Source organism: Flavicella sp. (assembly GCF_029238425.1).
Lineage (GTDB): Bacteria > Bacteroidota > Bacteroidia > Flavobacteriales > Flavobacteriaceae > Flavicella.
Window position 1 is genome coordinate 1 of sequence record NZ_JAQWGB010000024.1, and the last position, 21,245, is coordinate 21,245.

Annotated in this window: 13 protein-coding genes; 7 read left to right on the forward strand and 6 right to left on the reverse strand. The window is 34.1% G+C overall.

What is annotated here, in order from left to right:
* Nucleotides 1-921: carboxypeptidase-like regulatory domain-containing protein (locus P8H68_RS01520; RefSeq protein WP_300320730.1), on the forward strand; the 921-nt coding region annotated here is incomplete at its 5' end.
* A 97-nt stretch (nt 922-1,018) separates the two neighbouring features.
* Complete coding sequence (locus P8H68_RS01525; RefSeq protein WP_300320733.1) at nt 1,019-4,273, forward strand: VCBS repeat-containing protein; 3,255 nt, start codon at nt 1,019-1,021, stop codon at nt 4,271-4,273.
* A 68-nt stretch (nt 4,274-4,341) separates the two neighbouring features.
* On the opposite strand, the gene P8H68_RS01530 is transcribed toward P8H68_RS01525, so the two are convergent.
* From P8H68_RS01530 to P8H68_RS01550, 5 genes are all read right to left on the reverse strand, one after another.
* A complete protein-coding gene (locus P8H68_RS01530; protein ID WP_300320736.1) occupies nt 4,342-6,426 on the reverse strand; it encodes a family 20 glycosylhydrolase in 2,085 nt (694 codons plus the stop codon).
* Nucleotides 6,427-6,430: 4 nt separating this feature from the next.
* On the reverse strand, nt 6,431-6,871 hold the full coding sequence (locus P8H68_RS01535) for a hypothetical protein (protein WP_300320739.1): 441 nt from the start codon (nt 6,869-6,871) through the stop codon (nt 6,431-6,433).
* Nucleotides 6,871-8,826 carry a glucosamine-6-phosphate deaminase gene (nagB, locus tag P8H68_RS01540; protein WP_300320742.1) on the reverse strand — a complete coding sequence of 652 codons (1,956 nt, stop codon included), beginning with the start codon at nt 8,824-8,826 and terminating at the stop codon, nt 6,871-6,873. Before nagB ends, P8H68_RS01535 begins: the two co-directional genes overlap by 1 nt.
* Before the next feature lie 75 nt (nt 8,827-8,901).
* Complete coding sequence (locus tag P8H68_RS01545; protein WP_300320745.1) at nt 8,902-10,476, reverse strand: RagB/SusD family nutrient uptake outer membrane protein; 1,575 nt, start codon at nt 10,474-10,476, stop codon at nt 8,902-8,904.
* Between the two features lie 4 nt (nt 10,477-10,480).
* Entirely contained in the window at nt 10,481-13,576 is a 3,096-nt protein-coding gene (locus tag P8H68_RS01550; RefSeq protein WP_300320748.1) for a SusC/RagA family TonB-linked outer membrane protein, read from the reverse strand.
* A gap of 302 nt (nt 13,577-13,878) precedes the next feature.
* On the opposite strand from P8H68_RS01550, the gene P8H68_RS01555 reads away from it, so the two are divergent.
* The 3 genes from P8H68_RS01555 (at nt 13,879) to P8H68_RS01565 (ending at nt 16,768) form a co-directional block, all read left to right on the forward strand.
* Nucleotides 13,879-14,844, forward strand: a complete 966-nt coding sequence (locus P8H68_RS01555; RefSeq protein ID WP_300320751.1) for a sensor histidine kinase — start codon at nt 13,879-13,881, stop codon at nt 14,842-14,844.
* 22 nt (nt 14,845-14,866) lie between these two features.
* On the forward strand, nt 14,867-15,580 hold the full coding sequence (locus P8H68_RS01560; protein WP_300320754.1) for a LytTR family DNA-binding domain-containing protein: 714 nt from the start codon (nt 14,867-14,869) through the stop codon (nt 15,578-15,580).
* Between the two features lie 96 nt (nt 15,581-15,676).
* On the forward strand, nt 15,677-16,768 hold the full coding sequence (locus tag P8H68_RS01565) for a heparan-alpha-glucosaminide N-acetyltransferase domain-containing protein (protein WP_300320757.1): 1,092 nt from the start codon (nt 15,677-15,679) through the stop codon (nt 16,766-16,768).
* A gap of 54 nt (nt 16,769-16,822) precedes the next feature.
* Here the strand turns inward: P8H68_RS01565 and P8H68_RS01570 are convergent, their stop codons facing one another.
* The gene (locus tag P8H68_RS01570) at nt 16,823-18,142 is read right to left on the reverse strand and encodes a sugar MFS transporter (RefSeq protein ID WP_300320759.1); all 1,320 of its coding nucleotides are present in this window, start codon (nt 18,140-18,142) and stop codon (nt 16,823-16,825) included.
* Between the two features lie 261 nt (nt 18,143-18,403).
* Here P8H68_RS01570 and P8H68_RS01575 point away from each other — a divergent pair, with 261 nt between their 5' ends.
* Complete coding sequence (locus tag P8H68_RS01575; protein ID WP_300320762.1) at nt 18,404-19,453, forward strand: bestrophin family ion channel; 1,050 nt, start codon at nt 18,404-18,406, stop codon at nt 19,451-19,453.
* An 83-nt stretch (nt 19,454-19,536) separates the two neighbouring features.
* Nucleotides 19,537-21,245: Tex-like N-terminal domain-containing protein (locus P8H68_RS01580; protein WP_300320765.1), on the forward strand; the 1,709-nt coding region annotated here is incomplete at its 3' end.

The window sequence follows — 21,245 nt, forward strand, 5'->3', positions numbered from 1 at the left end:
ACCTTTAAAATTCAAATAAAAGATTTTATCCAGCTAGAAGACAAAACTATCATCATTGAAGAGGACATTATGCAACTTGATGATATCGTTATTCTAGCCACGGAAGAATACCCAAAATTAGCCGTAAAGAATATTAAAAACACCACTTTAAAAAACACCTTTCAATACAATGTTCTTTACAGAAGATCTTCGGTTGAAAACAATGTTTCAAGATTTTTTGTAGAGCACTATTTAAAAGTAAAAGACAATGGACCTTCTTCCTCTACCTTAAGAAGTATCGAATTAGTTGAAGGAAGAAAATCTGCTGATTATAGGTTTTTAAAAACAAAACAATGGGACCATGCTATAAAATATATGGTGGATCAAAATCTTCTAAGAAAAAAAATTAAAGACAAAAGTTTTACTTGGACCAAAATAGATGATACGAGTTATGATGGTGAAAGTGTTGTTATTGTAGAAGGTCAGAGCAAAAAAGAAAAATGGTTGCGCATAAAACTTTATATTGGTTTAGACAACTATAGTGTTTACCGATTTGAAACAACACTTAACAACGCAGTATACATTTATAAAAAAAACAAAGACGGAAAACTGTACTTAAGTTATCACAAACGTGAAATGAAGCACAGTAAAAAATTAACACCTCAACAACAAGCTGCTTTAGGAACAACTAAAGCAAGTATGCCCGTTGCCTATAAACATGAAGCCTTTGTGTTAGAAGTTATCACAGATAAAGATAAAATAGACGTTAACGACAACATGGTAGATGGTGTAGATATGGGAGACATCAAGATTCCTTACCACCCAGAATTTTGGAAAAATTTTAGTGTTCCTCCGATGACTAAATTTTATGAAAAAATCAAAAACGACCTAGAGTCTTTATACGGTGTACCTATCAAAACACAATTTGAGTTAGTCAACTAAACGCATTTATCGACAAACAACTCAAAAACGTAGACATAAGTAACTTCTCATAATTCATTTGATTTTAAATTCTTTGTAAATTTAAAAAAAGTGAATTATGAGATTTTTTAGTTACTACATTCTTCTATTTATTTTCTTTTCTTGCTCTCAAGGGTCGCCAGAAAAGAACACTAAGACAAATTTTTTATTTACAAAAATACCCGTTGCAACTTCCAATGTAGATTTTAGTAATAAGGTGGTAGAAACCTTAAGTTTTAATTTTTTAAACTACCCATATATTTATAACGGAGGCGGTGTTGCTATTATAGATATCAACAAAGATGGTTTTGATGATATTTATTTTACTTCCAACCAACACTCAAATAAATTATACTTAAATAAAGGAAATTTTACTTTTGAAGACATTACAAAAAAAGCCAATGTAGAAGACACAAAAGGATGGACCACTGGAGTATCGGTAGTAGACATCAATCAAGATTCTTGGCCTGATATCTATGTTTGTAAATCTGGTTCTTTAAGAAACAGCGCGCAAAGAAAAAATAAACTTTATATCAATAACCAAAACGGTACTTTCACAGAATCCGCTAAGAAATACAAGTTAGACCATCCCGGTTTTTCTACACAAGCCTATTTTTTTGACTCAGATTTGGATGGAGATTTGGACATGTATTTGGTAAATCACAGACCCGATTTTAAGAACAATGCAATCATTGAGAAAGAACCCACAAAAATCATTGAAATGTCGGATCAATTCTTTGAAAATATCGATGGAACTTTTGAAAATGTCACCGAAAAATCCGGGATAAAAAATTCTGCCTGGGGCTTAAGTGCATCCATTGGCGATTTTAATGAAGATGGTTATCCCGATGTTTTTGTTGCCAATGATTTTTTACAACCAGACTACCTCTACATCAACAACAAAAATGGAACCTTTACAGAAAGTGCAAAAACTTACTTCAACCATATCTCTGCAAATAGCATGGGGTCTGATTATGCTGACATCAATAACGATTTATTACCAGATTTAATTGTTTTAGATATGATAGCTGCTGACCACAAACGCAGTAAAAAAAATATGGCTACCATGAGTACAGATAATTTTAATGAGCTCGTAGCCTCTGGATATCATTACCAATACATGGCCAATATGCTCCAGTTAAATCGCGGTGCTACACATTTTAGTGAGATCGGTCAACTAGCTGGAATATCCAAAACAGATTGGAGCTGGGCTCCCTTAATTGCCGATTTTAATAATGATGGATTCAAAGATGTTTTTATCACCAATGGAATAGAAAATGATCTTTCTAATCAAGATTTTAGAACGCAATTGAAAAACAATATTCAAAATAAAAAAAAGGTATCCTTGCAAGAAGCAATCAAAATGATGCCTTCTGAAAAGCTTCATAATTATCTATATGTAAACTCTCAAAACTTACTTTTTTCTGACCAATCGAAACAAGCTGGTTTGGAGGAAAAAATAAACTCAAACGGAGCTGCTTATGCCGACCTTGATAATGATGGTGATTTGGATCTAGTTGTAAACAATCAAAACGAGAATGCTTTTATTTATAAAAATAACAGTCAAAATAATTATATCAAAGTAAGTCTTAACGGACCTTCGAAAAACCAAAATGCATTGGGAGCAAAGGTGATTCTGTATCAGAAAAACCAACAACAACTCCTTACGCAAAATACAAGCAGAGGTTATCAATCAAGCATCAGTTCAACGCTTAACTTTGGCATAGGTGATATAAAATCTGTTGATAGTATCCAAGTCGTTTGGCCAGATAAAACCACCGAAACACAATATCAAATTGCAGCGAACCAATGGATTCAGTTCAATTACACCATCAAAGCTAAGCAATACAAAAAACCTGAAGTCAAAAATGTCTTTAAAGAAATTTCTTCAACGGAACTAGGAATTGACTACAGGCATTTTGAAAATAATTTTAATGATTACAGTCTGCAACTTTTATTGCCACAAAAGCAATCAACACAAAGTAGAGCGATCGCAGTGGGAGATGTTAATAATGATAGCTTACAGGATTTATTTTTAGGAAATGGTTTTGGGAAACCAGGTGTCATTTTTTTACAAAATAACAATGGAAAATTCTCTAAATTGAGCAATCCTATTTTCCAAAAACATGCGAAATATGAAGATCAAAACGCGGTTTTTTTCGATGCGGATGGTGACTCCGATTTAGATCTAATAGTGTCCAGTGGTGGTTATGAGTTGAAAGAAAACTCACCTTTACTCCAGGATCGAATTTATTTTAATAATGGGCATGGACGTTTTTCCGCTGGAAAATTACCGAAAATGTTATCCTCTACTAAATCCATAACGGTTGCGGACATTGACCAAGATGATGATTTAGATATTTTTATTGGAGGACGGGTTATACCAGGTAAATATCCTATGGCACCAGACTCCTTTTTATTGCAAAACAACAACGGTGTTTTTACAGACATAACGGATTCTTTCGCAAAAGAATTGAGGAATTTTGGAATGATCAATCAAAGCATTTTTAGTGATTTTGATAATGACGGGGATCAAGATTTAATACTGGCCGCTGAATGGCAATCCATTACTATTTTTGAAAATAACCATGGTCATTTTAAAAAACTAGCATTGCCTGCATTGGATAAAAACAAAGGTTGGTATCAATCTATAAAAGGCTTTGATTATGACGGAGATGGAGATCAAGATTATTTTATTGGAAACCTAGGACTCAACAATAAATTCCATGCAAATCCTAAAAAACCACTTCATATTTATGCTGATTATTTTGACAACAATTCTAGTTTCGATATTATTCTTAGCAAAACTTTAAATGGAAATTTAGTACCGGTCAGAGGAAAACAATGCTCAACGGAACAAACGCCATTTTTAGGAAAAAAAATAGCGACCTACAACCAATTTGCCAATGCAACCTTAGATCAAATTTACGGTAAAGAAAAACTAGAAAAAGCTTATCATTTATATACAAACACCTTTGCCTCTGTCTTCTTAGAGAACCAAGGAAACAAAAATTTCAAAGAAATCAAACTTCCTAACAATTGCCAATTTGGTCCTACCTTAGCTTTTCTTATCCAGAAAAATAAAAAGAATCAATTGATGGATATTATTGGAGTCGGAAATATCTATGAAGCTGAAGTAGAAACCATACGATATGACGCTTCCAAAGGATTTATTTTAAATAGTGACAACAAAGAATTGAAAAGCGAAAGCACTTCCTTCTTTCCTACAAATAAGAATACAAAAGCTATAAAACAAATAGAAATTCAGGGCATACCACATTTTATATTGTTTAATAATAATGATAGGCTGTCGGTATTTAAATACCAAGAATAACAAAAGACAAAAAAAATCCCAAATAGAAATCTCTTTCTATTTGGGACACCAAACTAAACATACTAAACTCACTGTATCTCTTCAAGAATAATCTTTGGATCAGAATATTCTTTATTTTTCAAATGTGTTATCAACTCCTTTAGGCTATCAATGATTGCAACCTCAACATCAAGTTCATTCGTATTCAATTTAATAATCGCTTCCTCCAAAGCTTTAATTTGATCTTCATTCTTGCTTGTTGCCTCCATACTATTCAATAACAATTCAGCAACAATTGCCAGATTTTCAGACATCGGTTGCAACTGCTTTAATTTTGGATTCCCCTTTAATTTCATGAACTCTTCATGATTGTTTTTCCAACCGATCAAAACATCTCGTAATGCAGCTGCATTGTTTCCTTCTGACACATAACTAGAAACTAAAGATGCGAAAACTCTTTTCTGTTGGGCATCTGCAATACAAGCATCCGCAAACAATGTAAACGGAGAGTACATTTGATATTCTACCCCATCCTTATTTCTTGTATAGCCCTTTAAAGGCTCGCATAAATCCGATAAAAATTTAACTGACGCTGTCGCTTGATTATGGGTTAAATTTCTAAAAACAACCTCTCTATTAGAAATATGGTGCAATCCTAATTCCTCCAATTGGTAGTTTATAACATCCAACCTTCTATACATACTCTCTATAGACACAATTTCTTTTGGCGACCAAAAACGTTCTGCAATTGCAGCCGTGCGAGGCCATATCCTTGAATCGATACTTTTAGAAGAAGTTAACTCACTCCACATGGTTGCCTCACCACCTAATATTCTATTTTTTTCCTCTTCCGACAAATCAGAATCTGGCATAGGATCTACGGTATAATGGTCCTCTACAGAATACATCAAATCAATATAATATCCGTTTGATAATATCGTTTGATTTCCATTTTTAGCAGCATTCACTAAAGACTGTTTTGCAGGTAAGCCCTCATTTTCTCCCCTCCAAGAATGGATAATTGCTGATGTAGGAATTGTTGGTGTCAAAATTTCTTCCCAACCGATCATCTGCTTCCCATTTTTCTGAAGAATTTTTTGAAGTTTAATATTGAAATAGGTTTGTAAATCATGATTTGATTGTAAATCATTCTTTACCATAAAGTCTTGAATACTTTGATTATTGTCCCAATCTTTACCTTCATTTTCATCTCCACCAATATGAACATAAGGACTAGGAAACAAATCTGCCATTTCTTTAAAAATATCTGCCAACAACTTGTATGTTTTTTTATTTGTTGGATCTAAAGTTGGATCAAATATACCCGCATTTCTTTCAATTGAATTTTCTCTAACTGCACTGCCCAATTCAGGGTAAGCTGTTAATAATGCTGAGGCATGACCTGGCACATCAATTTCTGGCACCACTTGAATTCCTCTTGCAGCAGCATATGCAACCACATCTTTAATTTGGCTTTGAGTATAAAAATCACCATCCGACCCCATCTCTGTAAGTTTTGGGTGTTTTTTAATCTCTACTCTAAAGCCTTGATCATCGGAAAGGTGCCAATGAAATAAATTCAACTTTACCGCAGCCATGGCATCTAAATTTCTTTTGATTACATGCACCGGTTGGAAATGACGAGAGACATCAATCATCAATCCTCTCCAAGGAAAACGAGGCGCATCCGTAATAGAGACAAATGGAAAATAATAGTTATCCGCTGAATAGGTTTGCAATTGCAAAAGAGTTTCCAAAGCTCTAATAGCTCCGAGATCTGTAATTGCTTTTATAACTATTCCATCTTCAGAAACATCTAAAGTATAAGATTCATCTTCATGTAACTCAACTTTTCCTGCTCTTTCAATTTCAATTTTTAAACTTGCTTTCTCTGAGAATAAAGTGTTTTTATCAATAATTCCTTGGTTAAAAAACAAGCCGGTTCTTCCATCAAGTCTTCTTAAAAAAGAATTTGAATAGGAAAGAATTCTATCATCATAGCTTCCTTTAATACTTAGGTTAAAATCTTTATGTAATAAAAACGTACCTTCTTTTATTTCAATTTTTTGAGGCCAAGGCATTAGATTCAATTTTTCTTCCGCCTGCTGAGCAGACATTGAAAAAGGAAATAACATCCCTAAACCCAAAAACAATATATTTAGATAGTTTTTCATGGTTTTATTTATTGGTTCTTACATAGGTTTCAATAATTTCTTGATCTACACCTATGGCTACGTTTTTTTCAAATCCTCTTTGGATTAATGTGTCGTTTTTAAACTCGATTTCAAAAGAAAAATCTTTTCCTTCCCAACTTCTTCCAGTACAGAATTCAAGTTTTTCTTTATATGTTTTTCCATCAAAGCTATAGGAACCTCCACCAGCAATAAAAACACTGGTAGTATCTGTTCCTTTTTTCAAATCGTGTCGTAAAAACGAAAAATGAGTATCATTTATAATTTTTATCAACCGCTGTCCTTTTGTATAGTCTGTTGCTACAGAATCCTTATTCTTAATAACAATTCCTGTTTGTAATTCCCAGGTGCCAACAATGGTATTTTTATGTTCTTCCTCACAAGAAGAGAGGCACACCAATAGCAATCCTATAACAAATATTTTCATCAGAAGTGATAACGTTTAAAGGCTTCTATCGCTGCATAATCGGCCAAACCTAAATGGTTATATTTATTAGCAGTCAACCTATTTCTATCTTCTACACGAACCCAAAATTCTCTGGAATCATCTCCTTGAAACATAACCCCATCTTTTTGAGACTGATGGAAAAATATAGCATGACGCTTTTTCAAAACTTGATCCGGACTCATCGGTACCGCCATTTCAATTTCATGGGTATCCCACTCATGCCAAGCACCTCTATACAACCAAACCCAACAATCATTCATAAATTTTTGGGATTTCAATTCTTCTAAAGAAGCAAAAATAGCATCCAAACAAACTTTATGGGTTCCATGTGGATCCGCCAAATCACCAGCAGCATAAATCTGATGGGGTTTGATTTCAGTAATCAAATCATTGATAATCTCAATATCTGCTCTACTAAGATTTCCTTTCTTAACCTTACCTGTTTCGTAAAATGGTAGGTCTAAAAAATGAACATTCTCATCAGGCAAACTCATGTAACGTGTTGCTGCAAGGGACTCTCCTCTACGAATCATTCCTTTCAGTTTTCTTGTCTCAGAGCTATCTATACTATAAGGCTGTTTGTTTTGAATATCATTTATTATCCCCTTCATCAAATCAGACTGAACATTCATATATCCCGTAACCTCAGCAAATTTTAATGCTTCATCATCTGAAACTGCAATATTTCCTGACGTTTGGTATGCGATATGCACCTCATGACCTTGTTCTACCAGTCTATCAAAAGTTCCTCCCATAGAAATAACATCATCATCCGGGTGTGGACTAAATATAATTACGCGTTTTTTTTCTGGAGTTGCTCTTTCTGGCCGTTTTGTTTCATCAGAATTTGGCTTTCCTCCCGGCCAACCTGTAATGGTGTTTTGCAATGCATTGAACATTTCTATATTCAATTCATAGGCACTTCCCTCTTCCGCAATCAAACTAGACATTCCATTATTATTATAATCTTTGTCTGTTAATTTAAGAATGGATTTTTGCAACAATTCACTCAACCAACAAATGGCTTTCTTCTTCAAATCCTCCGTCCATATACATGAGGTAACCAGCCAAGGTGTTTTATTCCTTGTCAGTTCAGAAGAAGCTTCCCTATCTAAAATAAAAGTGGTGTTCTCTTGATTTTGAAGATACGTTGCAGGCACAGAAGAAGTAACTTCTCCTTCAATAGTTTTCTTGATAATTTCTGCCTTGGTGATCCCCCAAGCCAATAAAACAATTCTTTTTGCCTTAGTGATGGTACCAATTCCCATAGTAATGGCTTTTCTTGGTACATTGTCTAACCCTAGAAATGAAGGTGCAGCATCTTCCCTTGTCATAGAATCTAAAGTAATTGTTCTAGTACCAGAATTATAATGAGATCCTGGTTCATTAAACCCTATATGCCCCGTTCTACCAATTCCTAACAATTGAAAATCTATACCTCCTAATTCCTTAATTTTTAATTCGTAATCAATACAATATTGATGTAAATCTGTTCCCTGTAAGGAACCATCAGGAATGTTAATATTTTCAGGCAATATATCTACATGCTTGAATAGGTATTCATGCATAAAATAATAGTAACTCTGTATATCTTCAGGATTCATTGGATAATACTCATCCAAATTAAAAGAAATCACGTTTTGAAAACTAAGACCTTCTTCATTGTGCAATCGGATCAATTCCTCATATACTTTTATCGGTGTTGAACCAGTTGCCAACCCAAGTACACATGATTTGTTCTCGCTTGCTTTAATTTTAATTAAACTAGCAATTTCATTTGCAACTTCAACAGAAGCCTGTTTAGAATCATCAAAAATTACATTGTGAATTTTCTCAAACCTTGTCTCTTCAAATTTCCCAGCTGGACTATATGCGATATTATTTTTTTTCGACATTTTAATTAGTTTAGCTTTTTCATTTTCAGTTTCTTTCATAAAACGGGAGGTTTTTACGACTCCCGCTTATCACTAATCGAAACTACCTAACTTAAAATAACCAGTGGTTATATTTTAAAAATTGCTTCCAGCAACATCCCACCATAAACGTGTACCTCCTGTATCTGGACCACCTAAGTATCCTACAGCAATGTCTACATTTGCTCCGTTGGTGTTTCTTTCACTTTCTACAAAATTGATTCTTCTTATTTGAATATCTGTATCAATAGTACCTCCACTATTATTCACCATCACAGGGAATATTCTTGGATATCCAGTTCTTCTGAATTCAGACCAAGCTTCTTGACCATCAGGAAACATAGCAATCCACTTTTGAGTAATAATTTGCTCCAACTGCTCCTCATTTGTACCTGTTGCATCATATGCGATCTTAACATCACTAGCATAAATAATATCATTATCACTATTTAAAGCATCTACAAAATCTGCTGGAGTACTTGTATTGTCTGCCAAATAAGTAGCCACATCTGCAACTCCATGCTGAGCAAAGGAAGCCGTTACACCATTTTCATAATGAGTAGCCGCTGTTCCTGCACCAGTCCAACCTCTCAAAGCAGCTTCTGCTTGTAAAAAGTCAACCTCAGCAGCAGACATCCATTGCATTGTTTCTCCTTCAATCACAGAACCGATAGCAGAGTGTGCTCCATATTCTGTTTTGGCTTCAATTTCGATACCCATACGGATTCCTTTGTAGGCTCCGGCCAAATCTTCATCTTCTGCAGGGCTAAAATATTTCTCGATTCTACCATCGTTATACCCAGTTAAAATAGATTCCATTTCAGCTCCCATTCTAATATCTCCCCAAGATCCACTAATCACAGTCAATGGATGTGCAAAACCTGTATTGATAAACATATCTGATTCCAATAATCCAGCATCAGATGCTAAAGACAATTCTCCTTGTGTTTTTGCAAGTGCAGGGTCTACCTTAGCAATTCTTATTGCCAAACGCAATCTTACAGAATTGGCAAAAGCTCTCCACAAAGCAATATCTCCTTCTAAAGAAGACATATCAAAAGGGACAAATTGAGTATCTGCCTCAAAAGCCTTTAAACCTTCAATGGCTTCCTCTAACTCTGCAAAGAAAGTAGCATAGGCAACATCTTGCGAATCATATTCCCCTGTAGTAGCAAAATCATCGTATTTAGAATAACGAATTGGTCCATAAACATCAGAAACGCGATGCATTGCTGTTACTTTAATAATATCAGCTAAATGCACAAATTTAACACCTGCAGGATCTCCTCCATTTTCCACTGCATTTTTAATATCTAAAACAAATGGCATTACATTTCCATAAGCATCAGACCATGGAAATCCATTCCATCCATCTACTAAAGAATACGTCATGTTGTTTACATTACCAGCAAATGGTGTTGGTGGTGTCATATAACCAGAATACACATCTCCATTTAAGTTTTGCTGTAATTGAAAGTTCCATGCTGGAGTTACATTCATTACATTTAAAAACATAGGAGTAAAAGAACCTCCAATATGGTTATTCATTTGTGTCAAACTCTCAGTAGAAACCCCAGCTGGGTTTGTATTGATGTTTTCAAAGTCGCTAGTACAATCCACTAAAGTCAGTGCGATCATAGAAGCTAAAGTATATTTTATTAATTTTTTCATCGTCTTAGAAATTTACGTTAACATTTAATCCTACACTTCTTGTTGAAGGTTGACCGTAGATGTCAACTCCTTGCAATCCATTTCCTGTACTAGCCGCAATATTCGGATCGAATGGTGCATTCTTGTAAAGGAAGAAAAGGTTGTTTGCAATCAAAGAAAGTCTTAGGTTTTTTACCACACTTTCTTTAAAGTTTAAATTATATCCTACAGAAAACTCTCTTAAACTTACATTTGTCGCATCATATACATATTCCCCTAACATACCTGCTCTACCTCCTGTTTTCAAGTAGTAGTCTTGAGCTGTCATTTGCAATGCATTCCCATCAGTATCAACTACGTTCACCATACCTCCGTTGGTATTTCTTGTATCAGCAGAAGCTTGAGAAACTCCATAAAAGTCATTTACTGCTTCGGTAACACTTACTACACTACCTCCAACTTTTGCATCAATCAAAAAGCTTACGTTAAAGTTTTTGTATTCAAAATTATTGTTCCACCCTAAAGTATAATCTGGTTGAGCATGTGCTATTGTTTCAAAATCTGTAGATTCAATCGTTAAGTTTCCTGCTCCGTCATCTGTTACAATTGGCAACCCTTGTTCATTTCTAACAACTGATCTACCTCTAATAGATCCAAAATCTTCTCCTTCAACTAATGAATATCCATATCCATTCACCCCTGGAGCAGTAAGTACCGCTTCTCCATTCTCTAAATCTGGATGTACAGAGATTACTTTGTTTTTATTCATTGCGAAATTCAAAGAAGAATTCCATACAAAATTGTCATTTACAATTGGCTTACCGTTAATTACCAACTCAATACCTGCATTAGAAATTTCACCTGCATTTACAATATTCTGAACATATCCTTGTGTATTTGGCTCTGCTTGGATATAGAATATTTGATCTGTTGTTTTTGAGTTATAATACGTCAAATCAAATCCTACTCTGTTTCCTAAGAATCTCCATTCTGTACCAATTTCAAATGATTTTTGTCTTTCTGGTCTTAATGTTTCTCCTTCTTTTACACCAAAAGTAGGTTTCGCAAAATTCCCTTGACCTAATGGAATAGAGTTTAATGGAACTGTTGCATAAGGAGGAATATCCTTTCCAACCTCTGCATAAGAACCTCTAATCTTCGCAAAAGAAATAGCATCAGGCAATTCAATGATATCAGACAACACCCCTGTTAAACCAACAGATGGGTAGAAGAAAGATTCTGATGCTGTGTTTACTAACGTAGAAGACCAGTCGGTTCTACCTGTTACATCTAAAAACACTTTGTTATAGAACCCAATATTTGCCGATGCAAAAACAGACTGTACCTCTCTATTAGAAACCGATTGTTGGATATCATTTGTAGAAGTAAAGTTTGCAATTGTAAAATAGTTAGGATAGTTTAACCCTGTTCCATTTCCTGAATCTAAGAAGATTTGATCTCCGGTAGAATATTTTGTCAAACTTGTTCCTAACAAAGCTGTTAAAGAAACATTTTCAGAAATATTTTTGTTATAGTTTGCAATCAAATCAATGTACTGCTGCGTATTTTCTGTTTTCTCTACAATATATCGTCCTGTTGCAGGAACAAAAGTCAAATCACTACCTGCATACATTTTTTTATCAAACGTAAAGAAAGACTTATCGTAACTAACTCTTGATTGTAAAGAGAAAGCTTCGGTTATTTTATAGTTTACAGATACATTTGCCAAAACTCTTTCTGCAATATCTTGAGATGGATTTCTATGTATCAACCAATATGGATTTTGTTGAATGTTCTCATCAAAAGAAGTCGCATATTGATCCATCATATTTGTTGCCTCATTGAAGTACTCATATTTATTTTTATAAATACCTCTATCAATTCCAACTGGGTGCAAATACAATCCTGTCAATGGATTCGAATACAAACCATTTGTAGGTCTGTTGTTAATTCTTTGATCAGACAAACTCACACTTGCATTGATTTGCAGCTTGTCTTTGTAAAAACTCATCGTTTCTCTTAAAGTCAAGTTGTTACGAATCATTTTATTTTGAGGAATAACTCCTTCCGCCAAGGTATTTGCATAAGATAAATACGTTTGTGCTTTTTTAGTACCTGCTGTTAAAGCAATAGACTGAATTGCTGTATAACCCGTTTGGAAAAAATCCTCAGCATTATTTGACAATCCATCTGCTTTTGCTCCCCAAGATTTAGGGTCTGCTACATTACCATTCTCTGCGATAGGCTGTCCAACTGAATTAGATTGATATTCTGATTGTAATTTAGGTGTTACAAACACATTATCCATAGTAAAAGCAGAACTCACATTGGCAGATAATCTACCCTCTTTTCCTTTTTTAGTTGTAATTAAGATTACCCCATTGGCTCCTTGTGAACCATATAATGCCGCAGCAGAGGCCCCTTTTAAAACCGACATACTTTCAATATCATCAGGGTTGATCATTGACATTGCATCACCTCCATCACGATTTCCTGTTTGACTACCGAAAACATTTGTTCCTGGCGCCTCTCCGTTAGATCCATTACCACTATTTTGCATTGGAACTCCATCAATTACATATAATGGGTCATTGTTTGTTGTAGAAGAGTTACCCCTTAACACTACTTTTGAAGCACCACCCACACCAGAAGAACTACGTGTAATAGAAATACCGGCTGATTTACCAGACAAACTATTTACTGGGTTGGTTTGCTTTACTCTTGTCAATTCATCTCCGCCAACTTTTTGCGCTGAGTAAGTCAAGGCTTTTTTCTCCTTTTTAATACCTAATGCAGTAACTATTACTTCATCTAAGGCTTGAGAATCTTCTTCTAACGCGACATTGATAGAATTGGTATCTCCCACTGTTACGGAAACATCCTTCATTCCTAAAAATGAAACTTTCAATTGCTCACCTGGTGATGCATCTATAGAGAATAGACCATCAAAATCTGTAGTCGTACCTCTATTCGTTCCTTCTACAATTACGGACACTCCTGGAAGAGGTATTCCGTCCGATGCTGTAGTTACTGTACCAGTAATACTTTTTTCTTGTGCTGAAACCTGAAGGCTAAACAGCATGGAAAAAATCGTAATAAATACTAAATTAATTTTTTTCATAAAAATATTGTTAATTGGTTTTCATGATAAAAGTATGAGGTGCTTACGCCTCTAAAAAAAAATCTCGCCAAACGACAGCAAAACGCCAACCAATGACATTTATTAAGATACAAAGTATATTTGAAAAAAAATTCCTCGGAATTGTAACATAATAATTGTTACATTTGATAAAAACCAAACTGCTAAAAAAACAGGTATTTACCAATAAAAACAAGCCTTTGCCGATAGTCAATATTTTAAAAAAAGCAAATCTCAGAATCCCCTTAAAATATCATTTCATTTTTTGGGTGAGTTATTTTACATTGAATTTTATTCGTTGGGGAAGCTACTTTGACGACTATTGGTATTCTTTAAAATCAAATTTGGTGGAATTTCCATTACATATAGTATTGGTGTATTTGACCATTTATTTCTTTATTCCAAAATTCATCCTGACAAAAAAATATCCTTTATTTTTTATTTCTTTCACTTCTGCCTTGGCAGTTCTATATATTGTAAGAACCGGATTTAATTATTTTTTAGTCACAAAAAACATTTGGCCAGAAGCGGAAGGTGTTCAAAATGCTTTTCAGTTCAATCATATTGTTGCAGTGACTTTGGGAGAAATTTATGTGGTGGCTTTTGCGGCGGCCATCAAACTAACCGTGGAATGGATTTATCAAAAACAAAAAGCGGAAAATCTAAAAAAATTACAACTTAGAACTGAATTGAACTTTTTAAAATCGCAAATACAACCACACTTTTTCTTTAACACCTTAAATAATTTATACGCACTTACTTTAGAAAAATCTGATATTGCTCCGAGTGTTGTTTTGAAATTATCAGACATCATGCAATATGTTTTGTATGAAGTAAAAGAACCCTCCATAGCTCTCTCTACTGAAATAAAATACATCCAAAATTATTTAGATTTAGAAGAAATGCGCCATGGAGAAAACATCAAAGTAAAATTATCCATACAAGGAGACATTTCTGGGATAATGCTTTCTCCCCTACTATTTTTACCCTTTATAGAAAATTCTTTCAAGCATGGAAGAAAAGGAAATGACAAGCTAAAAGTTAAAATAGGATTTAAAATAGTAGAAAATAAAAAACTTATATTTACCACAGAGAACAACTTTGTGAAGGTTTCTAAAACTGAAAAACACGGTATTGGAAACCCTAATGTAGCTAGAAGACTTCAGTTATTATATAAGGATTCCTATAAACTAAAATCTAAAGTAGACCAAAATATCTACAAGGTAAAAATGACAATTCCATTGAATTAAAAGTAAAAAACCAAACCTAACTGTGAATATAAAAGCCATCATAATTGACGACGAGCCTTTAGCTATTAAAGTGATTGAAACGCATTTGCAAGAATTTAAAAACTTTGAGGTAATTGCTACTTTTAACAATCCTATTGCAGCTCTTGAAACGTTGAAACAAGAAACAATTGATGTTATTTTCTTAGACATCAACATGTCAAAAATGAACGGTTTGGAATTTTTAAAAACAGTGGATGTTCAGCCAAATGTTGTCATCACAACGGCCTATAGAGAATATGCTTTGGAAAGTTTTGACCTTGATGTTTTGGATTATCTTGTAAAACCAATTCCTTTTACACGATTTTTAAAAGCCATCAATAAAATTACTCAAAAAGTACAATTACAGCGTGGAGCTTCAAAACCGGAAGAAGAAACTATCAACGAAGGTTTTATCTTTTTAAAAGTTGAAAAAAAACTGGTTAAAATAAAATACGACACCATTTTATATATCGAAAGTTTAAAAGATTATATAAAAGTATTTACCACCACTGGTGATTATATGGTTCACAAATCTCTTACCAGTATTACAGAAGAGCTTCCAAAAGAGAATTTTTTAAGAATCCATCGCTCTTTTACTATTGCCATGGATAAAGTAAACAGTATTGAGGGAAATTTGATAGAAATTGCCTCCAAAAGAGTTCCTATAGGTCGAAAATATGTGGCAAACACCAAAAAAACAATTCTTAATCAAGAATAAGAATTCGTTGTTTGTAGTCTAGATCCTGTTTTCTAAAGAAGTTTTTTATATCTTAATATAGCTTTTTTTACATTTCATTAGATAAATAGGAATCTTATGAGAAATCGAATTCAATCTGTAGACATATTGCGAGGTTTTACCATCGCAGCAATGATATTGGTCAATACTCCAGGTGACTGGAATCATGTATACTCCCCTCTTTTACATGCAAATTGGCATGGACTTACTCCAACAGATTTAATTTTCCCATTTTTTTTATTCATTGTAGGAATTTCTATTTCTTATGCTTACAAAAATGCTGAAAACAATAAAACCACCTACAAAAAAATATTGGTACGTAGTTTAAAACTAATTGGCCTTGGATTATTTTTGAATATTTTTATCCCCTCTTTTCCGTTTTTTGTTGACTTAAGTTCTGTAAGAATTCCTGGTGTCTTACAACGTATAGGAATTGTATTTTTTATTAGCTCTCTTCTATTTTTAAATTTTAACTGGAAAGCACTCTTATCCATTTCAATTGGAATTTTAGTTTTTTACTGGCTATTTACAGGCTTTGTCCCATTACCCGATGGAAGCTTACCCACCTTAGCACGTGCCCCAAATAATTGGGCAAACTATTTAGACTTACAATTATTACAGAACCATACTTGGCAAAAAGATTATGATCCAGAGGGTATACTCAGTACCATCCCTTCAATTGTTACTTGTTTGTTTGGAATTTTACTCGGAAAAATATTGCAGATCCATGCCGATAATAAAATCAACTTGCTCGCTTTAACTGGTTTTACACTACTTGTTTTAGGTTATATTTGGAGTCTTTGGTATCCTTTGAACAAAGCACTTTGGACGGGTTCTTTTGTACTAGTCACCGCCGGTTATGGAACTCTTTTCTTAACCCTTATCTATTATTTCTCGGATCAAATACAACTCAATTTTGGAGAGATTTTTAAATATGCTGGTACCAATGCTATTAGCCTGTATTTTCTATCAAGTTTGATTTCAAAATGCTTTTATATGATCAAGGTGAATGATACTGAAACTATTCACTCTTTTCTCTTTACTAATTATTTTGCGACTCCTGTAGGAGATTTAAAACTAGCATCATTACTCTATGCCTTTTCAGTAACCATCGTTTATTTGGCTATAGCTTATATCATGTTTCGAAAAAAATGGATTATAAAAGTATAACAAACAAAAAAGTCCACTTTCAACAAGTGGACTTTTTTAATATTATAGATAACACTACTTTTTCCAACTGTGAATTTTATGCCCTTTTAAGGCAAAAAACAATATAAATAAATAACAAGGAATCAATATCCAATAACTACCCGTAGCCGAAGATGTTGTTGCTTCTGCAACTTCCATTCCATTAGCTATCAATTCGTGTTTACTTGCATCCACCAGTCTACCGTATAAAGGAGGTATCACCGCACCTCCAGAAATTGCCATAATCAACAAGGCTGAAGCCGTTTTGGTAAATTTACCCAAACCGTCCAATGTCAGTGGCCAAACAGCGGGCCATACCAATGCATTCGCAATTCCTAAAGCAGCCACAAATAATATGGAAACAAATCCAGATGTACTTAAAATTCCAATACTAAATATAATCCCTAGAATCGCACTTACAATCAACGCTTTTTTCTGAGTAATATATTTTGGTATCAATACAGCCCCAAGCAAATATGTTGCTACCATTGCCATTAATGTAAATGTTGTAAAAAATTTGGCATCGGCTTCAGCAAATCCCAGTGAAATACCATAAGAAATAATAGTATCTCCTGCAATAACTTCTGCTCCTACATAAAAAAACAAGGCCAATACGCCAAACCATAAATGTGGGAATTGAAAAATACTGGTTTTTTCCGTTTTTCCCTCCTCAGCAGCTTCTTCAGCAGGTTCAACATTTGGCAAAGGAGCTTTTCTTATCAAAATTCCTAAAATTGCCAATACTATTGCCATTATTATATAAGGCACAAAAACACTATCAGCCATAGTATCTAACAAAACTTCCTTTTCTTGTTCTGATACAGACTCCAATTTTTTATTCACTTCTCCGATTCCAGACAATAACAATGAACCAAAAATAATTGACCCCAAAGCACCTGCTACTTTATTCGCTATTCCCATGATCGAAATTCTTTTGGCTGCGCTTTCAATAGGTCCTAAAATGGTGATATATGGATTCGCAGCTGTTTGCAACAAAGTCATCCCTATTCCCTGAATAAAAATACCCGTTAAAAACACCCAATACGTTCTAGCTTCTGCTGCTGGAATAAAAACCAAGGCTCCAATAGCCATCACAAATAAACCCAAGGACATTCCTTTCCTATACCCTATTTTATTCAGGATTGATGACGCCGGCAAGGCCATTAAAACAAAGGAAATATAGGAAGCAGATGCCACCAAATAAGACTGAGCCTCTGTCAATTCATTGATCGTTTTCATAAATGGAATCAACGCTCCATTGATCCATGTTACAAAACCGAAAATAAAAAATACTCCGGCAATTATACTAATAGGAATGATACTAGATTTTTTGTTCTCTACTGTAGCTGACTCCATAATTCTAATTAAGTTATTGGTTATTTATTTTGATTTGAAAATACAAAAAGGTGAAAATACAAAAATGAACCTTCACCGAACAATATCGGTCAACATTCATTATGTAAAAAACTATTTCGACCAAAGACAAAGATTCTCATATAAAAAACTCAAGCTTAACCATAAAATCATTCTTCTACTATTTATTTTTTTATCTTAGGGAGGTGATTTTTGTATATATCAAGAATCGAGTTACTTCATCTTCCTAAAGAAAATCAAATTATGCACACTAAAAAAAATTATACCGCCAAAGAAATGGCCATCTGGACACGATTTGAAACACTTTTATTTTTTGTCATTATCTCCTTTTGGGTAGCAATCTATTATTTCTTCGATTTAAACTGGTTAAAAATACCTTGGACACCAATCGCATTAATTGGTACTGCCGTGGCTTTTGTTATTGGTTTTCAAAACAATGCTGCCTATGGAAGAATTTGGGAAGCCAGAAAAATATGGGGAGGAATTGTAAACACCTCTAGAACATTTGGTGCTTTTACACAGACTATGGTCACCAATCACAATCCAAAATCAGCAACAACAAAAGAGGACTTAGACAAAGAAATAAAAATTCTTACTTACAGACATATTGCTTGGATGACAGCCCTTCGGTATGCTATGCGCCAAGTAAAACCATGGGAAACTGCAATGAACCATAGAACGAATAAGGAATGGAATGTAAAACCACCAGAGCACACCTCCAATTTTGATGAAGAAATAAAAAAATATATTTCTGAAGAGGACTACGCATATATGAGCTCTAAAAACAACAAGCAAACAGCCCTTTTATATTTGCAAACACACCATCTTAAAAAGTTAAAAGAAGAGGGGCTTTTGTGGGAATTTTCATTTTTAGAACTAGAAAAAGTAGTCCAAGAGCTCTTTAATTTGCAAGGAAAAAGTGAGCGTATAAAAAACTTTCCATATCCAAGACATTTTGCAACCCTAAACCACTTTTTTATGTGGATTTTTGTGTTGATACTTCCTTTGGCATTGGTACCACAATTTTCGGAAATCGGAATCAAAATGACACATTCTACAATAGGCGAAATTTTTGTTTGGTTCTCTATTCCTTTTTATGTGATGGTCGCATGGATTTTTCATACTATGGAACGTATGGGTAGAACCGGCGAAAATCCTTTTGAAGGAACTGCTAATGACGTGCCAATTTCAACAATTTCGAGAGGTATTGAAATTGATCTAAGACAAAATCTAAACGAATCTGATGCCGAAATTCCTAAACAATTTCCTGTAAAATATGATTCTCAATTTTAACAACGAATTTTTAACAGAAAAGTCAGTTTTTTCAAGGATTACTATATTTTTGCTCCTACACAATTTGAACTGCCTTATTATTTATGGAAATCCTAGATTATATAAAGTCCAATACTGACCTCAGAGATATCAGTATTATCAATACATTAAAATTAATTTCTGAAGATTGTACCGTTCCTTTTATCGCGAGGTATAGAAAAGAGATGACCAATAATCTAGATGAGGTTCAAATTAGTGCGATACTTGATCATAAAAAAGTTTATGAGGACATAGAAAAAAGGAAAAAAACAATCTTAAAAGCGATTGATGAACAAGGTTCTTTGGATGCTTCTTTAGAGTCTAAAATCAAAAATACTTTTTCTATAACAGATTTAGAGGATTTATACCTGCCTTATAAAAAATCAAGAAAAACCAAAGCCGATAAGGCTAGAGAGCTTGGATTGGAAGGATTGGCAAAAATTATCATGTCACAAAACTCCAATGATTTAGAATATACGAGTCATAAGTTTGTAAAAGGTGCAGTGGCATCCACTGAACAAGCCTTGGAAGGAGCTAGACATATTATTTCCGACTGGATCAATGAAAGAATCGATATCAGAACTTCCTTAAGAAAGGAATTCAAAAGAAGAGCCACCATTACTTCTAAACTGATAAAATCAAAAGCTGGAGATACTTCAAAAAGCGCAGCGCAAAGTGAAAAAGCACAGAAATACAAAGATTATTTTGATTGGTCTGAGTCTTTATTTAGATGCCCATCTCATCGATTGATGGCCTTACTAAGAGCAGAAAAAGAAGGGGTAGTTAGAATAAAAATTGAAATCGACAAAGAGCAAGCAATCTCAAGAATAGCTTCAAAAATAATTCGTTCTCAAAACGAATGTTCAGAACAAATTGAATTGGCTATCAAAGATGCATACAAAAGGTTACTGGCTCCTGCACTTTCAAATGAAGTGTTGGCTAGCTCTAAAGAAAAAGCAGACGCCAATGCCATTCAAGTTTTTGCTAAAAACTTACAGCAGTTGTTATTGCAAGCTCCCTTGGGTGAAAAAAATATTTTAGCACTAGACCCAGGATTTAGAACAGGTTGTAAAATGGTTTGTTTGGATGCCTATGGAAATTTAAAACACAACGATACTATATATCTGCACAAAGACCGGGAGGCAATTGGAAAAATTACGACTGCCATCAATGCTTATAAAATTGATGCGATTGCCATTGGAAATGGAACAGCCTCTAGAGAAACAGAAGATCTGATTAAAAAAATTCGTTTTGAAAAAGACATCCAAGTGTTTATCGTAAATGAAGCTGGTGCCTCCATCTATTCTGCATCCAAAATTGCAAGAGATGAATTCCCAAATTATGATGTTACGGTAAGAGGTTCGGTTTCTATTGGACGTAGATTAGCGGATCCTTTGGCAGAACTGGTAAAAATTGATGCAAAGTCGATTGGTGTTGGACAATATCAGCACGACGTAGATCAAACCAAACTCAAAGAAGAATTAGATAGAGTTGTTGAATTCTGTGTGAATAAAGTAGGCGTGAATATAAACACCGCTAGTAGTTCATTATTAAGTTATGTTTCTGGAATCGGTCCAAAATTAGCCGATAATATAGTAGCATATCGAAAAGAAAATGGTGCTTTTGAGAGCAGAGATCAAATAAAAAAAGTACCGAGACTTGGAGCTAAAGCCTACCAACAATCTGTAGCTTTTTTAAGAATTAAAGATGCTGTAAATCCATTGGACAATTCTGCAGTGCATCCTGAAAGTTATTCAATTGTTAAAAGAATGTC

Excerpts from the sequence above, each read along its gene's own strand:
- P8H68_RS01525 (WP_300320733.1), top strand. The coding sequence starts at position 1,019 with ATGAGATTTTTTAGTTACTACATTCTTCTATTTATTTTCTTTTCTTGC.
- P8H68_RS01575 (WP_300320762.1), top strand. The coding sequence starts at position 18,404 with ATGCACACTAAAAAAAATTATACCGCCAAAGAAATGGCCATCTGGACA.
- P8H68_RS01565 (WP_300320757.1), top strand. The coding sequence starts at position 15,677 with ATGAGAAATCGAATTCAATCTGTAGACATATTGCGAGGTTTTACCATC.
- P8H68_RS01550 (WP_300320748.1), bottom strand. The coding sequence starts at position 13,576 with ATGAAAAAAATTAATTTAGTATTTATTACGATTTTTTCCATGCTGTTT.
- nagB (WP_300320742.1), bottom strand. The coding sequence starts at position 8,826 with ATGAAAGAAACTGAAAATGAAAAAGCTAAACTAATTAAAATGTCGAAA.
- P8H68_RS01545 (WP_300320745.1), bottom strand. The coding sequence starts at position 10,476 with ATGAAAAAATTAATAAAATATACTTTAGCTTCTATGATCGCACTGACT.
- P8H68_RS01570 (WP_300320759.1), bottom strand. The coding sequence starts at position 18,142 with ATGGAGTCAGCTACAGTAGAGAACAAAAAATCTAGTATCATTCCTATT.
- P8H68_RS01530 (WP_300320736.1), bottom strand. The coding sequence starts at position 6,426 with ATGAAAAACTATCTAAATATATTGTTTTTGGGTTTAGGGATGTTATTT.
- P8H68_RS01535 (WP_300320739.1), bottom strand. The coding sequence starts at position 6,871 with ATGAAAATATTTGTTATAGGATTGCTATTGGTGTGCCTCTCTTCTTGT.